Genomic DNA, 23,657 nt, shown 5'->3' with positions numbered 1-23,657 from the left:
GCGCACTGTCGGCGCCGTCCATCCGACGGTAAGCCTGTACCTGGGTACCGAATGCAACCACGATCTGCGTTACGCGCTCGCCTGGCGGCGATGCGAGGCGAGTGCACCCGGCCGGATGAACCCCGGCAAACAGCCCCGAAATCCGCCCTTGACCCTGGCTACGGTGCCGTAGTGACTACCAAGAGAGATCGTAAAGACACGAGCAGTGACTCTACGGTCGGCGGCCACCGGCGGCGTGCCGGGTGGGCCGCCGGCGTGGCCCTGCTCGGGCTGCTCGCACTGGGCGCCATCACCACGGTGGTGGCACCGCAGCCCGCGCTCGCCGTGACTTCGGCCGCGGATGCCGTCGGCGCCCGCTCCCGGAGCGTCGTGCCGGGCTCGGCGGGGCTCATCGCCCTGCGCCCCGACGGGAAAGTGTTCGCCACCGTGAGTCGCGCGGCAGTTCGGCAGTGGAGCACCGTGACCGGCCGCCGATCCGGCCCCGCGCTGGCTGCCCGGACCGGGCCCATCAACTCCATCGCGTACAGCTCAGACGGCAAACTGCTGGCTGTAGCGGGCGACAGCCGGGTGACGCTGTGGAACCCCACCACGGGGCAGCAGTCCGGTACGCCGCTGACCGGCCATGTCGGGCCCGTGCGCTCGGTGACCTTCAGCTCCAGCGGCCAACTGCTGGTCACGGCCGGTGACGACGGCACGGTACGGCTGTGGAATCTGATCACCGGCAATCTGGTACGCACCATCACCGGCCACACCGGGGCCGTCCGCATGGCGGTGTTCAGCCCGGACGGCGAGCGCCTCGCGTCCGCCGGCGCCGACAGCGACAACACCGTACGGCTGTGGCAGACCAGCAACGGCGAGCCGATCGGTGAAGCGCTGACCGTGAGCCCCGGCCCGGTGTACGCGCTGAGCTTCAGCCCCAACGGCAGGCTGGTGGCCGCCTCCGGCGCCGGCCGGGTCGTACGGCTGTGGAACTCAGCCACCGGCGAACCCGCCGGCAAACCGCTCACCAGCAGCTCGGCCCCCGTGTACGCCCTGACGTTCAGCCGCAGCGGAAGGCTGCTGGCCACCTCGTCCGGCGGCGACAACACGGTGCAGCTGTGGAACACCGTGACCCGCCAGCCGGCCACCGAGCCCCTGGCCGGTCATGCGGGTCCGGTGCGCGCGATGCGCTTCAACCCGGGCGGAAGGCTGCTGGCCACCGGCAGCGACGACGGCACCGTACGGCTGTGGGACACCGCGACCGGCACCGTGAAGGGCACCCCGCTGACCGGCCACAACGGCCACGTCTGGGCCCTGCGGATCAGCCCCGACGGCAAACGCCTGATCACGGCCGGCGCCGACAACAAGGTCCGTCTGTGGCGCATCCCCACCAAGAACGCGGCCTGACCTGACGACCCGAGCCGCCACCGCGAAAACGCGGTGGCGGCTCGTCGTGTGTCATCGGGCCCAGTCGGGCGGGGGCACCACCGGCAAGCCGGGTTCACCGGCGATGGGTTCGAGGGCGTACAGGATCGTGAGGGCGTCGCTGTCGGGGTCGGTCATCACCCGGCCATAACTGCCATCGGTGGCGACGAGGAACCAGTAGTCGGGGGCGGGGCTGCCGTCGTCGAGCAGGGCTCGGGTCCGTGCCACCCGGCAGACTGCCTGGGCGAGTTCCAGAGGTGTGGCGTTCGTCAGTTCGCGGAGCGTGGCGCCGCCGCTCAGTTCGTGCCCGAATGCGCCGTCGACCGGCGTGATGAGAACGATCGGGTCGGGGCCAGGGTAGGTATTGAGATCTTCATACGGGCCGACGTAGATCCGCTCGAGGGCCACGTTGTAGACGGTGTGCAGCGCCTGCCGCAAGTCGCCGGCCGGGGTGCCGCTGTCGAAGTAGATGCCGTAGGTCATGCGTCACCCCGGTAGCTCTTGTGGTGCCGGAAGACTTCCAAGGCCATTGTCCAGTCCGGGTCGCTCACGCTGGGGTCACGACGGAGAGCGTCGCGCGCCGCGGTGACGTCGCCCTCGGCGCCGACCAGTTCCTTGAGGACCTTGTACTCGGAGCGGGACAGGTTGACCAGGCCGGGGCCGGAAACCGGGAAGACGGTCCCGGTTGGTTCGACCTTGTAGCTGCGTCCGTTCACCTCGTATGTGTTGCTTTCCGGAACCCAACGTGCCCGCCCTCCGGATATGTCAGCCAGGTCGCCGGCGACGTCGGTGCCGGGCATCACCATGGTGTTCTTGTCGGAACTGCGGCTCGTGGGCCGGACGCCGTTGATCGTGTGCCGGGCGTTGGGTGGCCTGAGCGGCACGTTGGCGGCCGGCCCCTGCACAACGCCGGCGGCCCCTTGGGGCGAGCCCCCGTCGCCTCGGCCGAGTCTTCCCTCCTGCGACCGGCATTGGGCGCGGGCCTGGGCGGCGGCGATGTTATCGGGGTCGCCGGCGGGTCTGGGGCGTCGGGGCTGGGTTGGGTCACCGCCGCCGCCACCGTGCGAGCCGGACCTGGGCATAGGGGCAGCGTATCGACGGATGTCGAGCTGTGGCCGAGCTGGCGTGGCCTGGTCCGGATGGCCTGGTGTTCCCGCCAAGACACGTAGCTGACCTGGATGCAGGCAGTCATTGGAGCGATGCGGTGGTGGCTCAGCGAGCCGGCGTGTGTTGCCATGGCAGCGGGTAGGGGATGTGACGCCACCACCACTGGGACGGCAACGGGCCGGTTTCGGCGGTCAGGGCCTGACCGCCGTCGTCGTCGGTGAGGTCGGCGAATCGCGCGTCCACCTCGGCCAAGGCCGCGATCGCGGCGGGCGGCATCAGGTCGGCCTCCGCCGCCAGTTCGTCTCGGATTTGCAGGTCTTCGCGGTAGTAGTCAGCGGGGTACCAGCCGTCGGGCGCCCAGCCCTCGGCGAGCCGGCTGACCATGCTCTCCCACGCGCCGAGCCGCATGATGAAAGTCCGCGTGGCCGAGGCCGACAACTGCAGCCGATCAGTGATCGGCGTCGGCATGCGGTATTCGCGGATCACTTCAGGTATGGCTGCCACCGGAAGGCCGGGAAAGGCGGCCAACGGTTGCTCGACCGCGTCGATGCGAAGGACGGTAGGGCCATCGGTGTCCTCTTCGTAGATGCGGGCCCGCGTGCGCTTGCCGTCCGGGCCGACCAGGTAGAAGGCGCTCGGTGGGGCGGGCAAAGCCTGGTAGGCGACGACGGTGCGCAGCCGGTTGGCGAGCCATGCGGCGGCTGCCGGCTCGGTCGGCGGGTTCGCGACCGCCTCGCCGACGTAGACGTCCAGATACCAGTGCAGTTCGCCCGCAACGGGAGTGACCGTGCAGCTCATTGGAGCATCCCAGTCGCCGACGTCGAGGTCGTCCGGCGCCACTGCGAGCAACTCGGCCAGCGCTGCCGACAGTCGCGCCCGATCCAGCTCTCCGTGGATCCAGAATCCGTAGTTCACGGCCCGCACGGTCGTTGCCGCGACGCCGTCGACGATGCCGTCGCCGGCAGCCGCGATGTTGTCGGAGTCACCGCCGCTGCGTGACTTGGGCATGGGCGCAGCGTATCGATGGGTGTCTAACGGTGGCTTGTCTGCCCGAATGACTAAAGTTTCTTTACAGATGTTGACTTGAGTGTCCGATATTTGGTCTTGTCGATGTGTCGCGCGGCTTTTCATCCCCCTCGGTGCACGAAAGGTCCGCCATGAAGAGAAAACGTCTGCTGACGATGCTGGCCGCCCTCGGCCTGGGCATCGTCGGTGCTCTGGTGCCTGTGGTGGCGTCCGAAGCGGCCGCCGCCTGCGTGACCCCGTACAACAACAGTGCGGTTTACACCGGTGGCATGACCGCGTCCCACAACGGCCGGAACTGGACCGCCAAATGGTGGACCCAGTACGAAGCGCCGAGCACCGGCGGCTCGAATGTCTGGCAGGACAACGGCGCCTGTGACGGCAACAGCGGCGGTGGTGGTGGTGGTGGTGGCGGGTCCACCTGCAACTATCCGAGTTGGGTGGCCGGGCAGTACTACGCGGCGGGCGCGATCGTGCGCTACACGAACGGTCAGTACTACCAGGCGTCGCATGAGAATCCAGGTTATGACCCGGTCATCAGCACCTGGTATTGGTCGCCGTATTCGTGCGGCGGTGGGAACACCGGCGGCGGGTTCGTCGTCAGCGAGGCCCAGTTCAATCAGATGTTCCCGGGCCGGAACAGCTTCTACACGTACGCCGGTCTGACCGACGCCATGCGGAAGTTCCCCGCCTTCGCCACCTCCGGCAATGACACGGTCAAGAGGCAGGAAGCCGCTGCCTTCCTGGCCAACGTCGGCCACGAGACCGGCGGACTGGTCCACATCGACGAGACGAACCAGGCGAACTGGCCGCATTACTGCGACTATTCGCAGCCGTACGGGTGCCCGGCCGGCCAGTCGGCCTATCACGGCCGCGGCCCGATTCAGCTGAGCTGGAACTTCAACTACTACGCGGCCGGTAACGCTCTCGGGGTCGACCTGCTCAACAACCCGAACCTGGTCGCCAACAACTCGTCCGTCTCGTGGCAGACCGGTCTCTGGTACTGGATGACCGGCACCGGCGCCGCCGGCACGACGTCGCACAACGCCATGGTCAACGGGAACGGCTTCGGCACGACGATCAAGGCCATCAACAGCATCGAATGCAACGGGGCGCACCCGGATCAGGTGCAGAGCCGGGTCAACAACTACAACCGCTTCGCCGGAATCCTGGGCGTGCCCACCGGCGGCAATCTGACCTGCTGATCCTTTCTCCGAAGCAGGTGCCGCCGGGAGCGCCCGGCGGCACCTGTGTCTCCTGGTTTGCGGGGCGTACGAAACCGGATTCGTGTTCGCTGGAATCGACGAACAGCGGACCGGGGAGGTCGGCGAGATGGCCCGTACGCTCAATGCCACCGCCGAGGCGATGGCGGGCACCGTCGGGCGGGTGCACGCGAGCTCCGACCTGCTGGCGTCCGCCTCGGAAGAGTTGTCGTCGGTGTCCTCGCAGCTGGCGGCCTCCGCCGAAGAGACGTCGGCACAGGTCGGCACGGTCTCCGCATCGGCCGGCCAGGGCGTCGCCGAGGCCGCCAACCAGGTGACCTCGGGCGCGACCGAGACGCAGCGGACGGCCTCCGAGCTGGCCCGCACGGCGGCGGACCTGCAGAGCACCGTGTCGACCTACCGCCTCTAGCTGGATACCTCGTCGAGCGCGGCCTTCTCGTCGGCCGTCAGCTCGAGAGTGGCCGAGGCGATGAGGGCCGGCAGCTGCTCGACGGTGCGGGCGCTCGCGACCGGTGCGGCCACCCCCGGGCGCGTACGCAACCAGGCCAGAGCCACCGAAGCCGGCTCCACGCCGTGGGCGTCGGCGACCTCGGTCAGCACCTTGATCACGGCCAGGCCGTCCTCGGTCAGGTAGGCCTTGGCCCCACCGCCGCGCGGGCTGCTTGCCAGGTCGCCGGTCGTCCGGTACTTGCCCGTGAGGAAGCCGGCGGCCAGCGCGTAGTACGGCAGCACGGCCAGGTTCTCCTCGGCGGCGACGGGTGCGATGTTGTGCTCGTACGCCCGGCGCTCGACCAGGTTGTAGTGCGGCTGCACGGCCACCGGCAGCACGAAGTCGTTGCGCCGCGCGACCTCGAACCACTCGCGGATGCGCTCGGCCGTGTAGTTGGAGACGCCCACGGCACGCACCTTGCCCGCCTTGACCAAGGCGTCGAAGGCGCCCGCAGTTTCTTCGAGCGGGGTGCCGGCGTCGTCGTAGTGCGCGTAGTAGAGGTCGATGTAGTCGGTGCCGAGCCGCGCCAGGGACGCGTCGGCCGCGGCCGCGACGTTGGCGGCGGACAGGCCACGGAACTGCGGGTGCTGGCTGACCTTGGTGGCGACGACGACGCTGTCCCGGTTCTTCCGGGCCGCCAGCCACGTACCGATGATCGTCTCGGATTCGCCGCCGGAGTTGCCGGGTGCCCAGGCCGAGTAGCCGTCCGCGGTGTCGACGAAGTTGCCGCCGGCCTCGGTGAAGGCGTCCAGAACCTGGTGGGAGGTGGCCTCGTCGCTGGTCCAGCCGAAGACGTTGCCGCCGAGGTTCAGCGGGAACACCTTGATTCCGCTGTTGCCGAGAGTGCTCATGGTGATCGTCTCCTTGTTCGTCTGACGATCAGATACCCGCCTCCTGGTTTTCCAGTGAGTGAGCTTCCTCGCCCTGACTCAGCCGTAGCAGTCGCAGTGCGTGCTGGTCGGCGCTGCCCGCAGGCGTGGTGTAGACGAACATTGTCTGCTCGGCGTCACCGGGCATGGTCAGGGCCTGGTAGCTGATGGTGAGGTCGCCGACGATCGGATGGCAGAACCGCTTGCTGCCGCTGGTGCGGGCCAGCACCTGGTGGTCGGCCCACCAGTGGCGGAATTCCTCGCTCTTGACCGACAGCTCGCCGACCAGGGCCGACAGGTCGGGGTCGTCGGGGTGGCGGCCGGCGTCGACCCGCAGCGTGGCCACGGTCTCGGACGCGATGACGGCCCAGTCCGGGTGCAGGTCGCGCGCGTTCTCGTCGAGGAAGATGAACCGCGCGTAGTTGCGCTCGCGGGCCGGCAACGCGTTGAAGTCGCAGATCAGGGCACGGGCGGTGTGATTGATGGCGAGCACGTCCATCCGGCGTCCGATGATGAAGGCGGGCGCGGCGGCCTCGTCGAGCGTTTCCAGCAACTGGTACGTCGCGGGGGCGACCCGCTGCGGGCGGCGCGGCGGCCGTCGCCGGGTCTCGCGGGGCCGGGCGAGCTCGAAGAAGTGCGCCCGCTCGGTGTCGTCGAGGCGCAGCGCGCGGGCGATCGCGTCGAGCACCGCCTCGGACGGATTGAGGTTGCGGCCCTGCTCGAGGCGTACGTAATAGTCGACGCTCACCCCGGCCACCGCGGCCAGCTCCTCACGCCGCAGCCCGGGCACGCGACGGATGCCGACCGTCCCGCCCTCGGGCTGCAGGCGTGCCCGCCGGGACCGCAGGAACTCCTTGAGGTCAGCGTTGTGAGCCATACGATCCAGTATCGGCGTGGCCGGGCGGCTGTCGTACCCCGAACCTGGTACCGGCGTTCCTAGGGAAGGCCTTGCCTGTTTGGACGGCCCGGCTGGGGTTCCGGTCGGGTGGTATTGCGGCATGACCACATTTCGTTCCGCTCAGGTCACCGCGCCGGGCGCCCCGTTCCGCATCGTCGAGACCGAGCTGCCGACCCCGGGTCGCGGCCAGGTGCGTGTCACCGTCGAGGCCTGTGGCGTCTGCCGCACCGACGCCGCGTTCGTCAACGCCGCTTTCCCCGTGTCGTTCCCGCTGGTCGCCGGTCACGAGATCGCCGGCCGGGTGGATGCCGTGGGCGACGACGTCGCCGAGTGGGCGCCCGGTGACCGGGTCGCGGTCGGCTGGTTCGGCGGCCACTGCGGCGTCTGTGCGCCCTGCCGGGCCGGTGACTTCATTCATTGCGTACGGCTGGAAGTTCCCGGCTGGGCCTATCCGGGCGGCTATGCCGAGACCGTCGTCGTGCCGGTGACCGCCCTGGCCCGCATTCCCAACGCGATCAGCGCGGTCGAGGCGGCCCCGATGGGATGCGCCGGCGTTGCCACATTCAACGGCCTGCGCCGCAGCACCGCCCGCGCCGGTGACCTGGTCGCCGTGCTGGGCTTGGGTGGTCTGGGCCACCTGGCAGTGCAGTTCGCCGCCCGGATGGGTTTCGAGACCGTGGCTGTCGCGCGCGGAGCCGCCCGGGCCGAGGTCGCGGCGGAGCTGGGCGCTCATCACTACATCGACAGCGCGGACGGTGACGTGGCGGCGCAGCTGCAGGCTCTGGGCGGTCCCCGGGTCGTGCTGGCGACGGCCGGCGACTCGGCCGCGATGAGCGCCACCATCGATGGCCTGGCCCCGGCCGGCGAACTGGTCGTCGTCGGCGCCGACCCCGCGCCGATCGAGGTGAGCCCGTTCCAGATCATCTCGACGTCCCGCACCGTTCACGGTCACCCCTCGGGCACCCCGCACGAGGTCGAGGAGACGCTGCGTTTCGCCGCGCTGACGGGGATCCGACCGCTGACCGAGACGCGGCCGCTGGACGAGGTGCAGGCCGCCTACGACCGCATGCTCAGCGGCGAGGCCCGGTACCGCATGGTGCTGACCCCTCGCTGATCGAGGCCGGCTGACGCTCAGCGAACAGGGACGACCGAATCGCTGAGCGTCAGCCCAGCAGGCTCAGGACGTAGCGGGCGCAACCCCACGAGATGCTGACGCCGGAGCCGCCGTGGCCGTAGTTGTGCAGGATCACCGTGCCGCGGCCGTCGGGGTTCTCGCGTTCGGCGCGGACCCTGTCGCGCGACGGGCGGATGCCGACGCGGTGGTCGACGACCTCGGCCTCCAGAAGCTTCGGCTCGATCACAGCGCAGCGGGCAATGATGTCTTTCCTGACCCCTTCGTCGGGGACGAGGTCCCAGCGGTGCTTGTCGGCTGTGCCGCCGAGCACGACGACGTCGCGATGAGGCAGCAGATAGGTGAGGTCGCGATCGGCGTCGGAATGCTCGGCCACGAAGCGGGTGATGCCGGGATTCCGGACCACGACCAGCTCGCCGCGGATGGGGTACAGATCGTTGTCGTGCACCAGGTCGCGGGCGCCCATGCCGGTGCAGTTCACCACCACGGACGCGTACGCCGAAGGCTCGTCCAACGTGGAGATGTGGCGTCGCAGGATGTCACCGCCGCTGCGCTTCAGCCGATTCTGCAGATAGCGCAAATAGAGAGGCATGTCCACCAGGGGGACCTCGTAGCTCCACCCACTGTGGAAACCGGTTGGTAACTCAGCCGGGTGGCATTGCCGAAAGCTGGGCACCGCGCGCGCCCAAGTGGGCGGATCAACCGGTTGGCGGCACACTTCCTGCCCGAATGCCATGGTCACGCCGGTGTCCTTGTCGCCCGCCAGGGATTCCAGCACGGCGAACGTCTGCGTCGCCCACATGGGAGCCCGCTCGTCCTTCAGCAGAAAGGGCGAGTAGATCGCGCCGGCGGCATACGAGGTCGTGTCGGCCTCCTGGCCCGCGGCCCAGACCTGTACGGAGTGGCCCGCCTCGGCCAGGCACACGGCCGTGGTCAGGCCGGACACGCCACCACCGACGACAATGGCGTCCCAGGAGCGGCGATTCATCAGCTGAGCGTAACGGCACACTGCAGCATCCGTGAATATCCGGAGCCGTTACGCGTGCACCATGATCAATGCATGAGGCGCGCTCACGTCCTAAATGGCGTGTCCCAGCGCTAAAATCATTCCCTCGTAGCCTGGCCGCAGCTGCCAGGTCGGCGCCTTGTCGGGTGCGTTGTCGCCCTGGATGAACTGGCCACGTTCGTTCACCGTCTCGATGGTCTGCACCGCGGCGACCTTGTCGAGGTAGAGCTTGATGTCGTGCTCGTCGATCTGCAGCGCGGGGAACTCCTGGCCGTCGACGCTGTAGCCGTTGGAGTTGCGCATGAACGCGGCGGCGAACGGCGCGCCGGGCTTCAGGCAGCCGAGGAACTTGTCGATCGCCTCGTGGAACTCGTCGGGATCGTTGGTGATGGACTCGGCCACGAAGAACATGGTGCCGACGTGGTAGCGCCGCTTCGGCAGGTCGAAGAGGCTGCCCTGTTCGACCTGCGCGGCCCGGGCCAGTCGGCTGCGGGCGTTGGCGCCGATCTTCGCGTACGCGGGGTGGACGCGCAGCGTCCGCCAGTACGGGTCCCAGAGCGTCTGATACTTGCGCGCCGACTGGCGGAGCCAGGCGCAGTTCGCAGCGCCGTACTCGAACAGCGTGACCTTGTCGCAGAGCGGCAGCATCGCCAAGGCGGGGTAGAGATTCGCGCCCGATCCGACGTCGATGCCGAGGCGCTCGCCGTCGACCGTGGCTGGTTCCTCGGCGCCGAAGAAGTCGCGGATCAGGTTGAGGAAGCGGCGATCGTCGCCCCGCAGATACGCGTAATTTTCTTTCCAGTACGGATGAGGCTGGAAGGTGTCCCAGTTCGGCGGCGTGGTTGAGGCCACGGTGGGCTGAGCCGTGGCGTCTTTCGTGGCCGCATTCACAGGGCAACTCCTCGTGCTGCGCACGCTGAAGGTGGAAGGCCTCGACGGTCATCCGGCTACGCAGTGCGATAATCTGGCTACTCAATCTTACGCTGTGCCCGCTAGCCCGAAGGCGCAAACGAAGGTAATAACGACCACAGGGCATGCAGGGTATCGCGGGACTAGGTCAGTCGATCGGACAGGTTGTTCTGGCTCTTTGTACGGAACTTACCGGTCAGAGGTTCAGCCGGGACGGCGCAGGCTGGGCATGCGGTCGGGATCCGCCTGGGGCAGCCAGCTCAGAGTCTGGCCCGCCACGAGGCTGAGCTGGGGATCGGCGGTGTTCTCGGCCAACCGGGCCAGTTGTAGCCAGGTGCTTCGCTCGGTGCCGAAGAAGTCCGCGAGAAGCCGGACGGCCGCCTCACGAACGGAGAAGTCGGCATCGGCCAGGCTCTCGTTCAGGGTCTTGCGTACGTCTTTGCGGTGGGTGAAGTAGCGCACCAGCAGGGTCAGCACCTCCCGGCGGACGAGCTGGTTGTCATCCAGCCGAGCAGCTCGCAGCAGCGTGCTGAACGTTCCGGGCATGAACGCGTAACGCTCGCCCAACACCCACATCGCGGCTCGCCGCACGCTCGCGTCGTCGCCCTGGGCCCGCTCGACCAGCACCGCGACGTGATCGGCGGCCGCGTTCTCGTCGCCCGCGCAGGCGTCGGCCAACGCTGTCGCGGCCGCCTCGACGACGGCCGCGTCGAGGTCGGAGCCGGCCAGACCGACCAGGAATTCGAGAACTCCGGCGTCGTCGGGGTAGAGCCCGCCGAGAAGCCGGGCCGCGGCCGAACGCACATGCGCGTTGCTGTCGTGGCCGGCCCGGCGGATCAGGACCGCCTGGCCGGCGCTGTCGCTGCTCAGCCAGTCGGTGACGGCCTCGGCCGCGCAGGCGAAGACGCTGCCGGACTTCTCGTCGAGCACCCGTCCGATCAGGGTCTCGTGAACGGTCTCGACCACGTCGTCGAGTTCCGCCAGAGCGTGGACGGCGGCCAGGCGTACCTCCCGGTTGCGGTCGTTGCGGCACCGCTCGGCGATGAGCCGCTGCGCCTCGCTGTTACCGCCGTGCCGCTCGGCCAGCACCCGGACCGCCTGCTCGCGCAGGGACGCATCGGTGTCTTCGACGACGACGCGGCTCAGCAGGGCGCGCGCCCCGGCGCCGTCCCAGCGCGCGGCGACCAGACCGTTCAGGGCGGCGCTGCGGACCGTGCGGTCGAGATCGTCGAGGGCCCGGCTCTCCAGGGCCGTGAGGATCGCGGTGTCCTGCGGGGCCCAGCGCACCAGGGCGGTGACCGCCGCGAGGCGGACGTCCGCGTCGCTGTCCGACGTCACCGTCCGCAGGGCGGCCGCCCGTGTCTCGGCGTCGTCCTGGAACTGCTCGCACAGGGCCTGCACGGCCACCCGGCGGATGTCTCCGTTGGGATCGTCGGCGAGGCGGGCGATCAGCCTCGTCAGCGCCGTGCTGCGGTGCTGTTCCAGCGCCCGGGCCAGGAAGCAGCGCGCCGCCTCACGGAGCGCCGGGGCATCCTCCTCGTCGGTCAGACGGTCGAGCAGCAGGCGGACGACGTCCGGCTCGTCGGCCCAGCGCTCGCCGAGCAGCCGGACGGCAGCCCGGCGGACCGAGCCCTCCTCGTCCTCGACGGCCCGCCGCATGAGGGGACGGCCCACTTCGTCACGGGCGTCGAACTGGTCGGCGAGGGCATTGGCGGCGGCCACGATGACATCGGCGTCCCGGTCGTCCTCGAGCGCGCCGTGCACCAACTGGTGTACGGACGGATCCGCCGGGAAGCTCCGGGCCAGGAGCCGCACCGCCTCGCGGCGCACGGTGGCGGCCGGATCGGCGGTGAGGCGATCGGTCAGCAGGGCACGCATGTCCGGCGAGGGTTCGTGCCGTTCGCCGAGCGCCCGCATGGCAGCCTGGCGCACGTTGGCCGAGCCGTCGACCGTCGCGCGTTCGATGAGGACGGCGGCCAGCTCGGCGTCGACCCGGAAACGTTCGCCGAGGGACTGAACGGCGGCCAGGCGTACGAGATTGTGCTCGTCCTGGCAGACCCGCCGGATGAGCAGGGCGCGGGCGGGTGAATCAGCGGCCTGGGAACCGGCCAGGTCGGCCAGGCCGGCGACCGCGGCGTAGGCGGCCCGGTTGTCGCCGATCTGGGCGAGCTCACCGTCGAACAGATCCTCGAGGTGGTCGGCCGGCGTGGCCAGGATCGCCGCGAGCTGGGCGGCCAGGCTCATGGTGGGGCTCCAGACCAGGTGGACTCCCCGGCGCCGGTACCACTTCAGATATCTCTGCCGGCCCGGCCAGCGGGGGCCGATGGTCCGCGCCGCCGGCAGGATCTCCTCGGTCAGCAGCGCCGCCAGATCGGGGTCGTGACGGCCGACGCTGTGTTCCAGCAGCAGGATGAGCTTCTTCAGCACCGCCTCGGCCGGTCCCGCGAGGTCTTCGTGCAGGGTGCGGGCCTCGCCCAGGCATTGGACGGCGAGGGCCAGGTTCCACGGCAGCACGGCGAACTCGCCGGGTGGCCAGTCGGTGTTGACCTCGTCGACGAGCAGACGGATCACGTCGGCGTTGTGCCGTTCGTGCAGCGAGCCTGCGACCAGCCGCAGCACCTCGCGCCAGGACGGGTCGGCCCAGTGGTCGCGGTACTGGCGGCGGATCTGCGCCATGCGCCACTGCTGGTCGTGCTGGAACTTGGCCACGATGGCCTCGGCGCAGAAGTATTCGAGGAAGGTGCGGTGCACGAATCCATAGATGTCGCTGCCGTAGCGACTCAGGATGAAGTTGCGCGACCGGAACTGGTTGATCATGGCGCCGGCCAGGGACCGCGCCTCGCGAACGGGCGTGCGGTGGCGCCATCGGAGGTAGTCCTCGAAGACCTTCCGCAGGTCGGCCTGTTCGATGTAGTTGGCGCTCAGCGCCCGGCCCGACGACTGCATGTGGAAGGCGAGCTGCCTGAGCAGGGCCTTCTTGTCCTCGAGGTCGATGTAGTCGGTCTGCCCGGGCCGGCCCAGCTGCCGGTGCACGTCCCAGTTCTCGACAAGCACGGTTGTCGCGTGGTCGTAGAGGGCCCGGCGGTCGCGGGGCAGGGCCCGATGCCGCCCGATGATGACCAGAACGGTCAGCAGCAGCGGGTTGCCGGCCAGCTCGCGCAGCGCCGGTGACTGACGCATCGCCTCGACCAGGCGGTTGCGGACCCGCTGGACGTCGCCCGTTTCGGGACGGTCGGCGGAGCTGCCCGGGTACCACCGCCGGAGGAATTCGTCGATCTGGCCCTGGTCGAGATCCTGCAAGGTGTAATGCTCGAACTTCGCCTCGGTGAAGATCCGGCGCGAGTAGCCGACGACGCGGGAGGTCACGACCACGCGGATCCCCGGGTGCCGGGCGCGGAACTCGACGATCCGCCGGATGATCGCGATGCGGGCACGCTGGTCGAAGACCTCGTCGAGGCCGTCGAAGATGAACAGCGCCTGGCCGCCCGAGCTCAGATAGCTGTCCAGAGCGCCGCGTTCGAGGCCCAGGCCCTCGTGCCGGCTCAGATGATCGAGGTAGCCGAGGAAATCGGAGCACTCTTCCTCGGCGACCAGGGTGGCGTAGGCGCGCAGCTCGATGAGGATCGGCACGTGATTGGCGAGATCGGGCGGCAGCCGGCCCACGCGGCCGTCGGCCAGGCTGAGGGCGAGGTAGCGGGCCACCGTGGACTTGCCCGACCCCGGGTCGCCCAGCACCACGGTCGCTCGCCGGGTCGGGGACGCGATCACCTCGAACAGTCGTTGGAGCGGCTTGGCCCGGTACGACTGCCGCAGGCTGTCCAGTTCGGCCACGTCGACGAGTTCGGGCACGTCGTCGACGTCGAGCTCGCCGCGGTTGTGCAGCCGTTCGAGCCACTCGCGGGGCAGTTCGGCGGGCGGCGGGTCGGCCCGCACGTGCGGCTCGACGAAGACCGAGGTGAGCTTGACCTCCAGATATTCCTCGGTGCGGGGCGGCGTCAACGAGTCGAGGTCGAGTCCGCCGTACTCCCGTACCAGGCGGTCGTAGTACAGCGTCAGATGCGCGTCGCTGAGCGGGCTCACCGGCGGCGCCTCGGACCGCTCGCGGCTCCAGACCGCGATGGCGGGGGCGATCACGTTCTCCAGGTCGACGGGGTTGGTGAAGAAGCTGACCGTGCAGTTCTCCTTCAGGTCAGCCCGGAGAGTCTCGATCCGGCCGGCCTCCGGACCCAGGTCCATCAGGGTCCGGCTCCAGGGTGCGTCGTCGGCGAGTAGGAAGATGAGGCGGGGGATGTTGAGCCGCACAGCCTCGCGGTATTCGGCTTCGGTGATCGACATATCGTGGTCGGCGGGAACGTGGCCGTACCGCCACGCGAAAATGCCAATGTAGAGGTCACATTTCGCGACGTCGGCCAGACACTTCTCGAGCGGCCGGGAATCGTCGGCGACGTAGTCCTCCATCGCGAGGACGTCAACGACCTGACGCCCGAGCGCGCGGCGAGCTGCAATTCGGAATTCTCGCAGGTCAGAGTAGGTAGAGGACAGATACGCCCGAGTCATCACCCGCCCCCAAGCCCAGCGAAGCTGTTTGGTGACTCAACGTACCAGCCGAGCGCTATTGATCGGGATCTACGGACGACAGGCCGAGCGGATGGTTGTGGAAAGGCGGCGCGATGCGATGGAATCGGCACAACAGGTGATCCGAGAGGGGATGGGTGATCTTACGAACGCCGCACCGGCACGCGCCGGCGTGCTGACCTTCGGCGAGATCCACACCGGACTCCTGCAGAACTCGACCCCCCTGTCGAGCGCACGTGTCTCCGCGCTCCTGGACCTCGTCGTAGGCGAGCGGGTACGCCGCTTCGAGCGCCCCATCGCCCACGTCGTCTCGCCCGACCGGCTGGACGGTGTGGACTGCTGGCTGCCCTCGGCGACCAAGACCCAGGCGATCGGTACGGTGGTCCACCATCTCTCGGTCACCGGCGGGCACATCGTCCAGGGTTCGGCCCATACGGCGATCGACCCGGTTCTGCGCGACGGGCTGCGCCAGCCGTGGTCGTACTATCTGGCCCGTCCCGGCACGCTGGAGCCGATCAACAAGGTGAACCTGTCCGACGTCGTGGACCGCTTCCTGGCCGGATCGCCCGGGCCGGGCGTCCTGGATGTCGGTGCGATCAGCGCCCGCGCGATCGACCAAATCCAGAGCTCCAAGCTGCTGGACCGCAAGCGGCCCTTCCTCAGCAGCCGCGCCATGCTGCGCTGGGCGGCGGTTCCGGCAGCCGGCGCAGAGAACAGCGCCTCGTTCGTCATCGAGTCGCCCACCGCGCGGACCCTTCTGCTGCGGCTCGACCCCGAGTTGGCCGAGACGTTGCCGGTCGATGCCGTGCGGACGTTCTGCGAGACACTCGCGCTGCACGACTGGCTGCTGACCACGATTTTGTCGTTGCTCGACCGGAGCCTCGAGACGCCGGGCAACCGGCCGCGGCTGGCCGCGAAGCTGCATCCGGCGGTCGAGTTCCTGATGCACCTGTGGATGCCCGAGGCGCGGGTCGATCCTGTCCTGTTGCCGCTGTGGGAGGCGGTGGATCACCGGTCGAGCCTGTCGAAGCAGTGGCGCACCTCGGTCGACCGCATCCGCGACCAGCTCAACCTGAGCACGATGGCGCTGCTCGAAGCATCGGTCGAGGCCGCCGAACGAGCCGTCGTGGTCGCCACGGAGACGACGGCCGCGCTCGAGCGGATCCGGCCCGGTTCGCCGCCGGCCGCCGCCTGACGCTACCGGTCGGCCACGAACAGATACTCGATGCGCTGCCACAGCTCGTCGGGGAGTGTCAGGCCTTCCCGGGCGCCGCGGGCCTTCACCTGGTCGGTGACGATCTGTTCGACGTTCACCTGCTGCAGGATCGTCCGCACGGCCTGCTCGACGGGCAGGAAACGGTTGCCCAGCACCGAGAACGTCGAGTAGGCGCTGAAGGCGTCGGCGTCGGCGTTGACCTGGACGACGGCCGGGAGGAGATCCCAGTCGTCGGGCAACTGGTCGGCCAGGACCGGCGCCGCGACGGCAGCCCCGTCGTATCTGATCAATCCGAGGCGCAGGAGTTGCCACACGGCAGCGAGGTAGGGGCAGGACCACTTGCGCTTGCCCTCACGGACGTCCCAGAGCTGGACGTCAACGAAGATCGAGTGGCTGTTCATCGCGCCGTTCTCGGTCGGCGGATCCCACTGCCGGGTGGTCGCCGACATGGCCTGGCCACTGGACGTGTCGGGGCTGCGCTGGCCGTTCGACAGCCAGCCGGTCACCGTGACCGGAGGCCGGACCCCGGTGCTGCCCGGAGCCGGATCGGGCACGATCCGGTCGAGCACGAGGTCGGCCAGCGGCACCCCGTCGGCGACGGCGCAGCCCGATTCGCGGGCGATGTAGTCGATGGTCAGGCCCTGGGCGTCGGCCGCCTTGACGAGCTGAGGCAACACCTCGGCGGGCGAGCTGAACCGGGTGAAGTAGTCGTCCACCAGGAAACAGGTGCTGATCCGGGGCCGGCCCTTCGGCGTCCGCCGGCGCAGGATGTTCGTGGCCGCCTGGACCCACGGGCTGATCCGTTCGAAATAGCGCTCGAGCCCTTCCGGCCCCTCCTGGAACTCCTTGAGATAGAGATGGCCGAGCTCGATCGAGAGGTGGGAGAGCGGGGTCGCCACCGCGCGCCGCTCCGCCACCGCCTCCTTGACGTCCACCGACCAGGGGTAACTCACTGCGGCTCCCAGGCTGAGTCGTCCACGATCCTCTTGGCCAAGGTTTCGAAGGCCGCTCTGGTCGACTCGTTCGCGATGCCTCGCATGAGGACGTCGCTGTCCGAGATGAGCTGCTCGCGCCATTGCAGCACGGGGTCGAGGGGGATGCTGCCGAGCAGCAGGGATCGCCCGACCCGCAGCTGACCGGCCAGGTCTTTCAGATAGGCGTCGCAGATGCGCAGCCAGGCCACCTGTTCCGGCTGGAGACCGGCCAACTCGACCGAGTCGGGGTTCACGACGGCGGTGTGGACGAAGCGAAGAGCGTTCTTCAGCTCCCGCGCGCTGTGACCGAGCTCTTCGCCGGTGGTGAGGATGCCGCGCTCGCCGTACACGAGGCCGGAGGCCGCGATCACGTGCTGCCTGGTCCAACGGTGATAGATCAGCCAGCGGCTCCGCACCGCCTCCATCGACGGATGGGCCGTGGCGGCGAGGACCAGTTCCAGCGCGTGCGACCGGCCCGCGCTCAGGTCGACCAGGCACAGATCGAACTCTTCGTCGAGCCGCAGGAAGAGGTTGCAGCAGCGTTCGACCGTCTCGGCGGTGTGGCTGAACTCGCCGCTGGCGATGTCGCCCGGCATGAGCACCATGCGGCCCGCGCCGGCCGGCCGGCCGCGCAGCTCGCGGCGGTCGGACTCCTCCCAGATGTCGACCCGCTGCGGCGCACCCGTGATGCCCCGCAGATAGGCGTGCAGGCCGCCGACCTTCGTGCCGCGCTCGACCGAGCCGAGATCGAAGATGGCGCCCGACGTCGGCGAACCGAAGTCGAAGTCGAGGTAGCAGACGTCGTTACCCTGCAGAGCACTGCGGTATATGACATTGCTGCTGGTTACCGAGCGGCCGGTGCCGCCCTTGTCGGAGGCTGCGAAGATCAGCATCAGGCCTCCGACGAGGAGTCGCCGCGGGCCGCGTCGAGGCGGTCGAGCTCCCGCAGGATGTCGAGCGCCAATGCGGCCGAGGTGCCGGGCCGTTCGGTGCGGATCTCGCGGGCCCGGCGCAGCGTGATGTCGACCCGTTGCAGGGTGTTGCGCAACCCGGGACCACCCTCGGCGCTGCCGTTGAGCAGCTCGCGGTCGTAGATCTGCTCGGCCTCGCGCAGCAGGTCGTCCGCGTAGTTCGCCAGGTCTTCGTTGCGGCTCGGCGGCTGGTCGAGCACCTTGGCCACGGTGACCAGCGCCTCGACCACACGCTCGGTGTAGTACCAGGAGGCTTTCTGGCCGGGCCGGGCCAGATCGGGGAAGACCCGGGACGCGTCGTCCCAGAGCCCGGCGCCCTCGCCCGACTGCAGCCGGCGCCGAGCCAGGTGGTCCCAGACCTGGTCGCCCAGGTCGAGCAGGCGTGAGCGTTCCTCGGGGTCGCCGATCAGCGCGGCGACGTTGGCCGCGCGCAACAGGAGGAGCGCCGCGAACTCCGGCACCGACCAGGCCAGCAGGGGCAACTTCTCGTCGGTGTCGGCCGGTTCGTCACTGCCACCGAGGGCCAGCCGCACGCCCGGGTAATGCATGACCAGATTGGGGTCGTTCTCGACCGCGCGGCTCGTGATCCGGGCGCGTTCGGCCAGCGTGGCCAGCACGCGGCCGACCCGGGCAAGTTCGGTGTCGCTGCTGCGGACCTGTTCGAGGCCCTTCACCGCGAGAGCGGTCACCTGGAGGGTGAAGTAGTCGGACTGCTCGCCGTCGGTCGTCCGCCAGGGGATGTTCTCGAGCGGCCACTTCCCGCTCTCGCCGAAGGTGGCCACCGTCGCCCAGTAGGTGCGGGTCAGGTCGGACCGCAGTTGCAGAGCACGAGCCAGGCGCTGCTGCTCCTCGTTGAGCAGGCCCAGGATGCGAGTACGTTCGGAGAACAGGTTCTCGACCGCGTTGAGCGCGATGACGGTGAAGTAGAGATAGGGCTTGTCCTGGCCGACGCCGGGCGCCTGCTCGCCGATCTTCTCCACGGTGTCGATCTTCGGTGCGCCCCGGACCACGGTCCACGACCAGCCACATTCGAAGAGACGGTCCGGCAACTCCAGGTCGTTGGTCTGGCCGGATCCGATCAGGACCTCGCGGAAACTGGCGATGGTCTGGCGGAGCCGCAGATGCAGCTGGTGGACCACGGCGCGTCGCGGCATGGCGTTCTGATTGACGGTGGTGCAGAGCCGGTCGCCCTCCGGCGAGTCGACCGCGAAGACGTTGACCGAGAAGCTCCGCAACAGGCCGACCATGGCCGCGCTGAGCCGCCGGCTGGCCGCCGCCTCGAGCTCGCCGATCGCCGATCGCACGTCCTCCCGGTTCACCGATCGCCGGTAGACCCGGACGAAACCGAGGGTGGCCAGGGAAAGCGTGATCGAGAGGGCGTACGAGTCGACGATCGGGAGCGTCTGCAGCTCCGGCGGCGCGGTCTTGTCGAACTCTTCGCTCTCGTGGAGCTCGTAGTAGCCACCGCCGGAGAAGACCGGCGTGTCGTTCTCGGTGTACCGGTCGAAATAGTCGTTCAGGATCCGGGTGACGATGCGGGGGATGTCGGTGGCGGTGCCCATCCGGCGCAGCGCGTGGACCATTCGCTCGGCCGTCTGATCGGGCCGGTCCAGATTGAACGCCTCGACCTGGGTGGCGGGAAGCAACAGGCAGAGCAACTGCTCGGCGTCGCTGATGGAGTTTCCGCCGAACTGCCCGCCGGCGATCCACTTACCGTCTTTCCAGGAAGCCCGTGCGGCAGCCTCCCAGATGTCCAACAACTGTTGCCGCGGCTGCACCCTCATAGCCTTGAACCCCGTCCACGACTTGGCTGCCGCAGCCGGGTGAACCCGGCAAACGGCCCGTTGGAGGCCATTGAGCGTAGCGTAGTGGACAGTCGCCCGACCGCCCCATAGCGCAAGCTTCCGGCGTTCCCGTAGTGCGCCGGGCGTCCCCCATTCGGTGACCTTGAGCGGCCGATCTCGACGGACCCTCGGGTGAGCGGCCGCCGGTCACTCCCGGGCGGCAACAGCAGCGCAAATGAAGATTCGAACGGGATATTTCCAGCGGCGCGGACCGGAACCAGGTGGCGGCCGGAGCGCGACCAGCCGAGCGCAAATGCCGGGATGGTCCGGGTTCACTGCAGTGCGCATCAAGGTGCGAATCGTCCGATGAGGTGACCTGCTCTGCGTGTCGGCCCGCTGCGCCTCTCGCGACTCCAGCTGGACATCACTGGGGTGGTCGTTGATTGCTTTCACTAGGTAAGCAGCGTTCGACGAAGGCCGGGCATCCCCGGGCCGAGTGTCCGATCGGCCATCGAAATAAGTCAATAGATACCGGAAGTTTCGGCGACCCGGTATCGGCCAGCCGGAATTGACCTCTGCTGGAAGCGCCCCGAAAGTTCCAGCGAGGCCGCTCGATCGGATCCATGTCGGGTGGGGCTGGCAGCTCGACCGTCGCCTTGCCCCCGGGCCGCCGCAGCGGTCACCGAGGTCGAGTTGACTTCTACAGCCGAATAAAAGAAGGTAAGCCTCAGCTATTTAGGGTTGGCTTACCTGAGGAGTCCGATGACCGCCATCTACCTGATCGGGCTTCGCGAGGGGCTGGAGATCACGCTGGTGGTCTCCATCCTGGTGGCGTTCCTGGTGAAGTCGGATCGCAGGCCGCTCCTGAAGTGGGTGTGGGCCGGTGTCGCGGCCGCCGCTGTGCTGTCGATCGGCTTCGCGGCGCTGCTCCAGTTCGGGGTCGCCCGGCTGTCGTTCACCCATCAGGAGCTGTTCGAGGCCATCGCGTCGTTCGTGGCCGTCACCTTCGTGACCTGGATGATCTTCTGGATGCGGCGGATGGCCCGGCACATGGGCCGCGAGCTACGGGGGCGGCTGGAGGAAGCGATCGGCGTGGGCCGGTGGGCCATCGTCGGCGTCGCGTTCCTGGCGGTGATCCGGGAGGGGCTGGAGACCTCGATCCTCTTCTACGCCGCCGCGCAGGAGTCCACCGACAGTGTGCGTCCGCTCGTCGGCGTCTCGCTCGGCCTGCTGACCGCGGTGGTCCTGGGCTGGCTGCTCTATCTCAGCGCTCTGCGGATCAACCTCACCCGCTTCTTCACCTGGACCGGTGCGCTGCTGGTGCTGGTGGCGGCCGGGATTCTCAAGTACGGCGTCCACGACCTGCAGGAGGCCGGCATCCTGCCCGGGCTCAACAACACGGCGTTCGACATCAGCGGTTCCTGGACCCCGGGGGCGTGGTACGCCGAGCTGCTCCGCGGGATGGTCAATTTCACGCCGGCGCCCACCGTCCTGGAGACCGTCGCGTGGCTCGCCTACGGCATCCCCGTCCTCGTGATCTTCCTCTGGCCGAGCCGGCCCCAACGGCCGGAACCGTCCAGCCACTCCGCGGAGCCGGCCCCGGCTCCCGCCGCTTCCTGAACGACCACATAGGAGAACCCCTTGCGCACCACCCGCCTGCTCGCTCTCTTCGCGGCCACCGCGGCGACCGTCCCGCTCGCCGCGTGCGGTGGCGACGACGCCGGGTCCGACGCTTCGTCGAGCGGCAAGATCACCGTGGCCGCCTCCGACACCGAGTGCACGGTCGCCTCGGCCCAGTCGGACGCCGGCACCGTCACGTTCGACATCGCCAACAAGGGCAACAAGGTCACCGAGTTCTACGTGTACGCCCCGGGCGACCGGGTGATGGGCGAGGTCGAGAACATCGCGCCCGGCCTGTCCCGCGAGCTCATCGTCGAGCTGGCCGCCGGCACCTACGAGACGGCCTGCAAGCCCGGCATGATCGGTAAGGGCATCCGGAACGCGTTCCAGGTCTCCGGCTCGGCCGCCCCGCTGACCGAGGACGCGAAGCTGGCCCAGGCCACCAAGGACTACCAGCGGTACGTCAAGAGCCAGACCGGCGCGCTGATCGAGCAGACCACCGCCTTCGTGAACGCGGTCAAGGGCGGCGACATCGAGAAGGCCAAGACGCTCTTCCCGATCGCGCGCACGTACTGGGAGCGCATCGAGCCGGTGGCGGAGAGCTTCGGCGACCTCGACCCGAAGATCGACGCGCGTGAGGCCGACCTGGCGCCGGGCGAGAAGTGGACCGGTTTCCACAAGATCGAGAAGGATCTGTGGGTCGCCAAGGACGTCAGCAAGTCGGGCCCGGCCGCCGACCAGCTGCTCGTCGACGTCCGGACGATCGTCGACAAGGCCAACACCGTGACGCTCTCCCCGGTGCAGCTCGCGAACGGCTCCAAGGGCCTGCTGGACGAGGTGGCCACTGGCAAGATCACCGGCGAGGAGGACGCCTTCTCGCACACCGACCTGTGGGACTTCGCGGCCAACGTCGAGGGCTCGCAGGCCGCGATCGCGGCGCTCCGCCCGGCCCTCGAGGAGAAGGACGCCGCCCTGGTCAAGACGCTCGACGACCGGTTCGCCGCGGTCGAGGCAGCGCTCGAGAAGCACCGCGACGGGGACGGCTGGAAGCTGCACAACACGCTGAGCCAGGCCGATCTCAAGACGCTGAGCGACGAGATCAACGCGCTGTCCGAGCCGATCAGCAAGGTCGCCGCGCTGGTCGCCGGCAAGTGATCCGGGATGCCGGGCCCGCATCGGGCCCGGCTTCCGCCGTACGCGGGAAGGGTTGAAAAATGCAGCGGCGCAAGGTGATCGGTTTGGCCGGCGCCGGCGTGGTGGGCGCCGCGACGGCCGGTGCTGTCGCTTGGCGGGCGACCGGCGGAGAAGCCGAGCCCGCGGCGCCGGCGCCGGACAGGATCTCGTTCTACGGCGAGCGGCAGGCGGGCATCGTCACCCCCGCCCAGGACAGGCTGCACTTCGTCGCGTTCGACGTCATCACCAAGGACCGGGCCGCGCTGATCGACATGCTGCAGTCGTGGACGGCCGCGGCGGCGCGCATGGCCCAGGGGAAAGAGGCGGGCGCACTGGGCGCGGTCGGTGGCCTGCCCGAGGCGCCGCCCGAGGACACCGGCGAGGCGCTCGGGCTGCCCGCCGCCGATCTCACCCTCACCGTCGGCTTCGGCCCCAGCCTGTTCGACAACCGTTTCGGGCTGCGGGCCAGGAAGCCCGCCGCGCTGGCCGACCTGCCGAAGTTCCCGGGCGACACCCTCGATCCGGCTCTTTCCGGCGGCGACATCTGCGTTCAGGCCTGCGCCAACGACCCGCAGGTAGCGGTGCACGCCATCCGCAATCTCGCGCGCATCGGCATGGGTGTGGTGAGCGTCCGCTGGTCGCAGCTCGGCTTCGGGCGTACGTCGTCGACCTCCACCTCGCAGGCGACCCCACGCAACCTGTTCGGATTCAAGGACGGCACGGCCAATCTCAAGGCGGAGGAGACGGCGCTGCTCGACGATCATCTCTGGGTGCGTGCCGGCGACGGGCCCGACTGGATGACCGGAGGGTCCTACATGGTCACGCGCAAGATCCGGATGCTGATCGAGCCGTGGGACCGCACCTCGCTGCTGGAGCAGGAGACCATCTTCGGCCGGGACAAGGGCGAGGGCGCACCGCTGACCGGCAAGGGCGAGTTCGACGAACCCGATTTCGCGGCGCGGGGTGACGACGACGAGCCGGTGATAGCCACCACGGCGCACGTTCGCCTGGCCCATCCGACGCAGAACGGCGGCGCCCGGATGCTGCGCCGCGGCTACAACTTCGTCGACGGCTCGGACGGTCTGGGCCGGCTCGACGCCGGGCTGTTCTTCATCTCGTACCAGCGGGATCCACACCGTCAGTTCGTGCCGGTGCAGATGAACCTGGCCCGGCGGGATCAACTGAACGAATACATCCGGCATGTATCGAGCGGCATCTTCGCCTGCCCGCCCGGCCTGCGAGCGGCGGACGACTTCTGGGGCCGATCACTGTTCGCATGATCT

At 69.0% G+C, this 23,657-nt stretch carries 19 protein-coding genes; 8 read left to right on the top strand and 11 right to left on the bottom strand.

The window, feature by feature from the left end:
• Window positions 1-171: 171 nt before the first annotated feature.
• Window positions 172-1,386: a WD40 repeat domain-containing protein gene (locus KXC43_RS34865; protein WP_308129397.1), complete on the top strand. Its 1,215-nt coding sequence runs from the start codon at window positions 172-174 to the stop codon at window positions 1,384-1,386.
• A gap of 51 nt (window positions 1,387-1,437) precedes the next feature.
• On the opposite strand, the gene KXC43_RS34860 is transcribed toward KXC43_RS34865, so the two are convergent.
• The 3 genes from KXC43_RS34860 to KXC43_RS34850 form a co-directional block, all read right to left on the bottom strand.
• Complete coding sequence (locus tag KXC43_RS34860; protein WP_255645355.1) at window positions 1,438-1,887, bottom strand: hypothetical protein; 450 nt, start codon at window positions 1,885-1,887, stop codon at window positions 1,438-1,440.
• The gene (locus tag KXC43_RS34855) at window positions 1,884-2,309 is read right to left on the bottom strand and encodes a hypothetical protein (RefSeq protein ID WP_221380480.1); all 426 of its coding nucleotides are present in this window, start codon (window positions 2,307-2,309) and stop codon (window positions 1,884-1,886) included. Before KXC43_RS34855 ends, KXC43_RS34860 begins: the two co-directional genes overlap by 4 nt.
• Window positions 2,310-2,616: 307 nt before the next feature.
• Window positions 2,617-3,519 carry a hypothetical protein gene (locus tag KXC43_RS34850; protein WP_221380479.1) on the bottom strand — a complete coding sequence of 301 codons (903 nt, stop codon included), beginning with the start codon at window positions 3,517-3,519 and terminating at the stop codon, window positions 2,617-2,619.
• Window positions 3,520-3,668: 149 nt separating this feature from the next.
• Here KXC43_RS34850 and KXC43_RS34845 point away from each other — a divergent pair, with 149 nt between their 5' ends.
• Together KXC43_RS34845 and KXC43_RS34840 are read left to right on the top strand one after the other, a co-directional pair.
• Entirely contained in the window at window positions 3,669-4,739 is a 1,071-nt protein-coding gene (locus KXC43_RS34845; RefSeq protein ID WP_221380478.1) for a glycoside hydrolase family 19 protein, read from the top strand.
• Between the two features lie 82 nt (window positions 4,740-4,821).
• A complete protein-coding gene (locus KXC43_RS34840) occupies window positions 4,822-5,166 on the top strand; it encodes a hypothetical protein (protein WP_221380477.1) in 345 nt (114 codons plus the stop codon).
• On the opposite strand, the gene KXC43_RS34835 is transcribed toward KXC43_RS34840, so the two are convergent.
• Complete coding sequence (locus KXC43_RS34835; protein ID WP_221380476.1) at window positions 5,163-6,098, bottom strand: aldo/keto reductase; 936 nt, start codon at window positions 6,096-6,098, stop codon at window positions 5,163-5,165. The genes KXC43_RS34840 and KXC43_RS34835 overlap by 4 nt on opposite strands.
• A gap of 28 nt (window positions 6,099-6,126) precedes the next feature.
• Window positions 6,127-6,993, bottom strand: coding sequence for a helix-turn-helix transcriptional regulator (locus tag KXC43_RS34830; protein WP_221380475.1), 867 nt, complete (start codon window positions 6,991-6,993; stop codon window positions 6,127-6,129).
• 121 nt (window positions 6,994-7,114) lie between these two features.
• Between KXC43_RS34830 and KXC43_RS34825 the strand changes: the two genes are divergently transcribed.
• Window positions 7,115-8,128, top strand: coding sequence for an alcohol dehydrogenase catalytic domain-containing protein (locus tag KXC43_RS34825; protein ID WP_221380474.1), 1,014 nt, complete (start codon window positions 7,115-7,117; stop codon window positions 8,126-8,128).
• Window positions 8,129-8,177: 49 nt separating this feature from the next.
• Here KXC43_RS34825 and KXC43_RS34820 read toward each other — a convergent pair whose 3' ends face one another.
• The 3 genes from KXC43_RS34820 to KXC43_RS34810 form a co-directional block, all read right to left on the bottom strand.
• Window positions 8,178-9,134 (bottom strand): FAD-dependent oxidoreductase, encoded by a 957-nt coding sequence (locus KXC43_RS34820; RefSeq protein ID WP_221380473.1) that lies wholly within the window; start codon window positions 9,132-9,134, stop codon window positions 8,178-8,180.
• Between the two features lie 90 nt (window positions 9,135-9,224).
• On the bottom strand, window positions 9,225-10,043 hold the full coding sequence (locus tag KXC43_RS34815) for an SCO2525 family SAM-dependent methyltransferase (RefSeq protein ID WP_221380472.1): 819 nt from the start codon (window positions 10,041-10,043) through the stop codon (window positions 9,225-9,227).
• 222 nt (window positions 10,044-10,265) lie between these two features.
• Complete coding sequence (locus KXC43_RS34810; protein ID WP_221380471.1) at window positions 10,266-14,618, bottom strand: HEAT repeat domain-containing protein; 4,353 nt, start codon at window positions 14,616-14,618, stop codon at window positions 10,266-10,268.
• Window positions 14,619-14,769: 151 nt separating this feature from the next.
• Here KXC43_RS34810 and KXC43_RS34805 point away from each other — a divergent pair, with 151 nt between their 5' ends.
• Window positions 14,770-15,831: an SCO2521 family protein gene (locus KXC43_RS34805; protein ID WP_221380470.1), complete on the top strand. Its 1,062-nt coding sequence runs from the start codon at window positions 14,770-14,772 to the stop codon at window positions 15,829-15,831.
• A gap of 2 nt (window positions 15,832-15,833) precedes the next feature.
• Here KXC43_RS34805 and KXC43_RS34800 read toward each other — a convergent pair whose 3' ends face one another.
• The 3 genes from KXC43_RS34800 to KXC43_RS34790 are packed head-to-tail and all read right to left on the bottom strand — an operon-like array spanning window position 15,834 to window position 19,581.
• Window positions 15,834-16,805 carry an SCO2522 family protein gene (locus KXC43_RS34800; RefSeq protein WP_308129396.1) on the bottom strand — a complete coding sequence of 324 codons (972 nt, stop codon included), beginning with the start codon at window positions 16,803-16,805 and terminating at the stop codon, window positions 15,834-15,836.
• Entirely contained in the window at window positions 16,802-17,719 is a 918-nt protein-coding gene (locus tag KXC43_RS34795) for an SCO2523 family variant P-loop protein (protein WP_221380469.1), read from the bottom strand. The genes KXC43_RS34800 and KXC43_RS34795 overlap by 4 nt, the downstream gene beginning before the upstream one ends.
• A complete protein-coding gene (locus tag KXC43_RS34790) occupies window positions 17,719-19,581 on the bottom strand; it encodes an SCO2524 family protein (protein ID WP_221380468.1) in 1,863 nt (620 codons plus the stop codon). The genes KXC43_RS34795 and KXC43_RS34790 overlap by 1 nt, the downstream gene beginning before the upstream one ends.
• A 762-nt stretch (window positions 19,582-20,343) precedes the next feature.
• Between KXC43_RS34790 and efeU the strand changes: the two genes are divergently transcribed.
• The 3 genes from efeU to efeB are packed head-to-tail and all read left to right on the top strand — an operon-like array spanning window position 20,344 to window position 23,654.
• On the top strand, window positions 20,344-21,201 hold the full coding sequence (gene efeU, locus KXC43_RS34785) for an iron uptake transporter permease EfeU (protein ID WP_221380467.1): 858 nt from the start codon (window positions 20,344-20,346) through the stop codon (window positions 21,199-21,201).
• A 21-nt stretch (window positions 21,202-21,222) separates the two neighbouring features.
• Window positions 21,223-22,356, top strand: a complete 1,134-nt coding sequence (gene efeO, locus KXC43_RS34780) for an iron uptake system protein EfeO (protein WP_221380466.1) — start codon at window positions 21,223-21,225, stop codon at window positions 22,354-22,356.
• Window positions 22,357-22,415: 59 nt separating this feature from the next.
• Window positions 22,416-23,654, top strand: coding sequence for an iron uptake transporter deferrochelatase/peroxidase subunit (gene efeB, locus KXC43_RS34775; protein ID WP_221380465.1), 1,239 nt, complete (start codon window positions 22,416-22,418; stop codon window positions 23,652-23,654).
• Window positions 23,655-23,657: the final 3 nt, after the last annotated feature.

It is taken from the genome of Paractinoplanes polyasparticus, assembly GCF_019710575.1.
In the GTDB taxonomy this organism is placed as follows: Bacteria; Actinomycetota; Actinomycetes; order Mycobacteriales; family Micromonosporaceae; genus Actinoplanes; species Actinoplanes polyasparticus.
The sequence above is the reverse complement of the archived record's forward strand: the minus strand, read 5'-3'. Positions and strand labels throughout refer to the sequence as shown.

What these genes read in the sequence shown, in the direction of transcription:
- KXC43_RS34845 (WP_221380478.1), top strand. Translation starts at nt 3,669, where the DNA reads ATGAAGAGAAAACGTCTGCTGACGATGCTGGCCGCCCTCGGCCTGGGC.
- KXC43_RS34790 (WP_221380468.1), bottom strand. Translation starts at nt 19,581, where the DNA reads ATGAGGGTGCAGCCGCGGCAACAGTTGTTGGACATCTGGGAGGCTGCC.
- KXC43_RS34810 (WP_221380471.1), bottom strand. Translation starts at nt 14,618, where the DNA reads ATGACTCGGGCGTATCTGTCCTCTACCTACTCTGACCTGCGAGAATTC.
- efeB (WP_221380465.1), top strand. Translation starts at nt 22,416, where the DNA reads ATGCAGCGGCGCAAGGTGATCGGTTTGGCCGGCGCCGGCGTGGTGGGC.
- KXC43_RS34835 (WP_221380476.1), bottom strand. Translation starts at nt 6,098, where the DNA reads ATGAGCACTCTCGGCAACAGCGGAATCAAGGTGTTCCCGCTGAACCTC.
- KXC43_RS34795 (WP_221380469.1), bottom strand. Translation starts at nt 17,719, where the DNA reads ATGCTGATCTTCGCAGCCTCCGACAAGGGCGGCACCGGCCGCTCGGTA.
- KXC43_RS34830 (WP_221380475.1), bottom strand. Translation starts at nt 6,993, where the DNA reads ATGGCTCACAACGCTGACCTCAAGGAGTTCCTGCGGTCCCGGCGGGCA.
- KXC43_RS34860 (WP_255645355.1), bottom strand. Translation starts at nt 1,887, where the DNA reads ATGACCTACGGCATCTACTTCGACAGCGGCACCCCGGCCGGCGACTTG.
- KXC43_RS34820 (WP_221380473.1), bottom strand. Translation starts at nt 9,134, where the DNA reads ATGAATCGCCGCTCCTGGGACGCCATTGTCGTCGGTGGTGGCGTGTCC.
- KXC43_RS34825 (WP_221380474.1), top strand. Translation starts at nt 7,115, where the DNA reads ATGACCACATTTCGTTCCGCTCAGGTCACCGCGCCGGGCGCCCCGTTC.
- KXC43_RS34805 (WP_221380470.1), top strand. Translation starts at nt 14,770, where the DNA reads ATGGGTGATCTTACGAACGCCGCACCGGCACGCGCCGGCGTGCTGACC.
- efeU (WP_221380467.1), top strand. Translation starts at nt 20,344, where the DNA reads ATGACCGCCATCTACCTGATCGGGCTTCGCGAGGGGCTGGAGATCACG.
- KXC43_RS34850 (WP_221380479.1), bottom strand. Translation starts at nt 3,519, where the DNA reads ATGCCCAAGTCACGCAGCGGCGGTGACTCCGACAACATCGCGGCTGCC.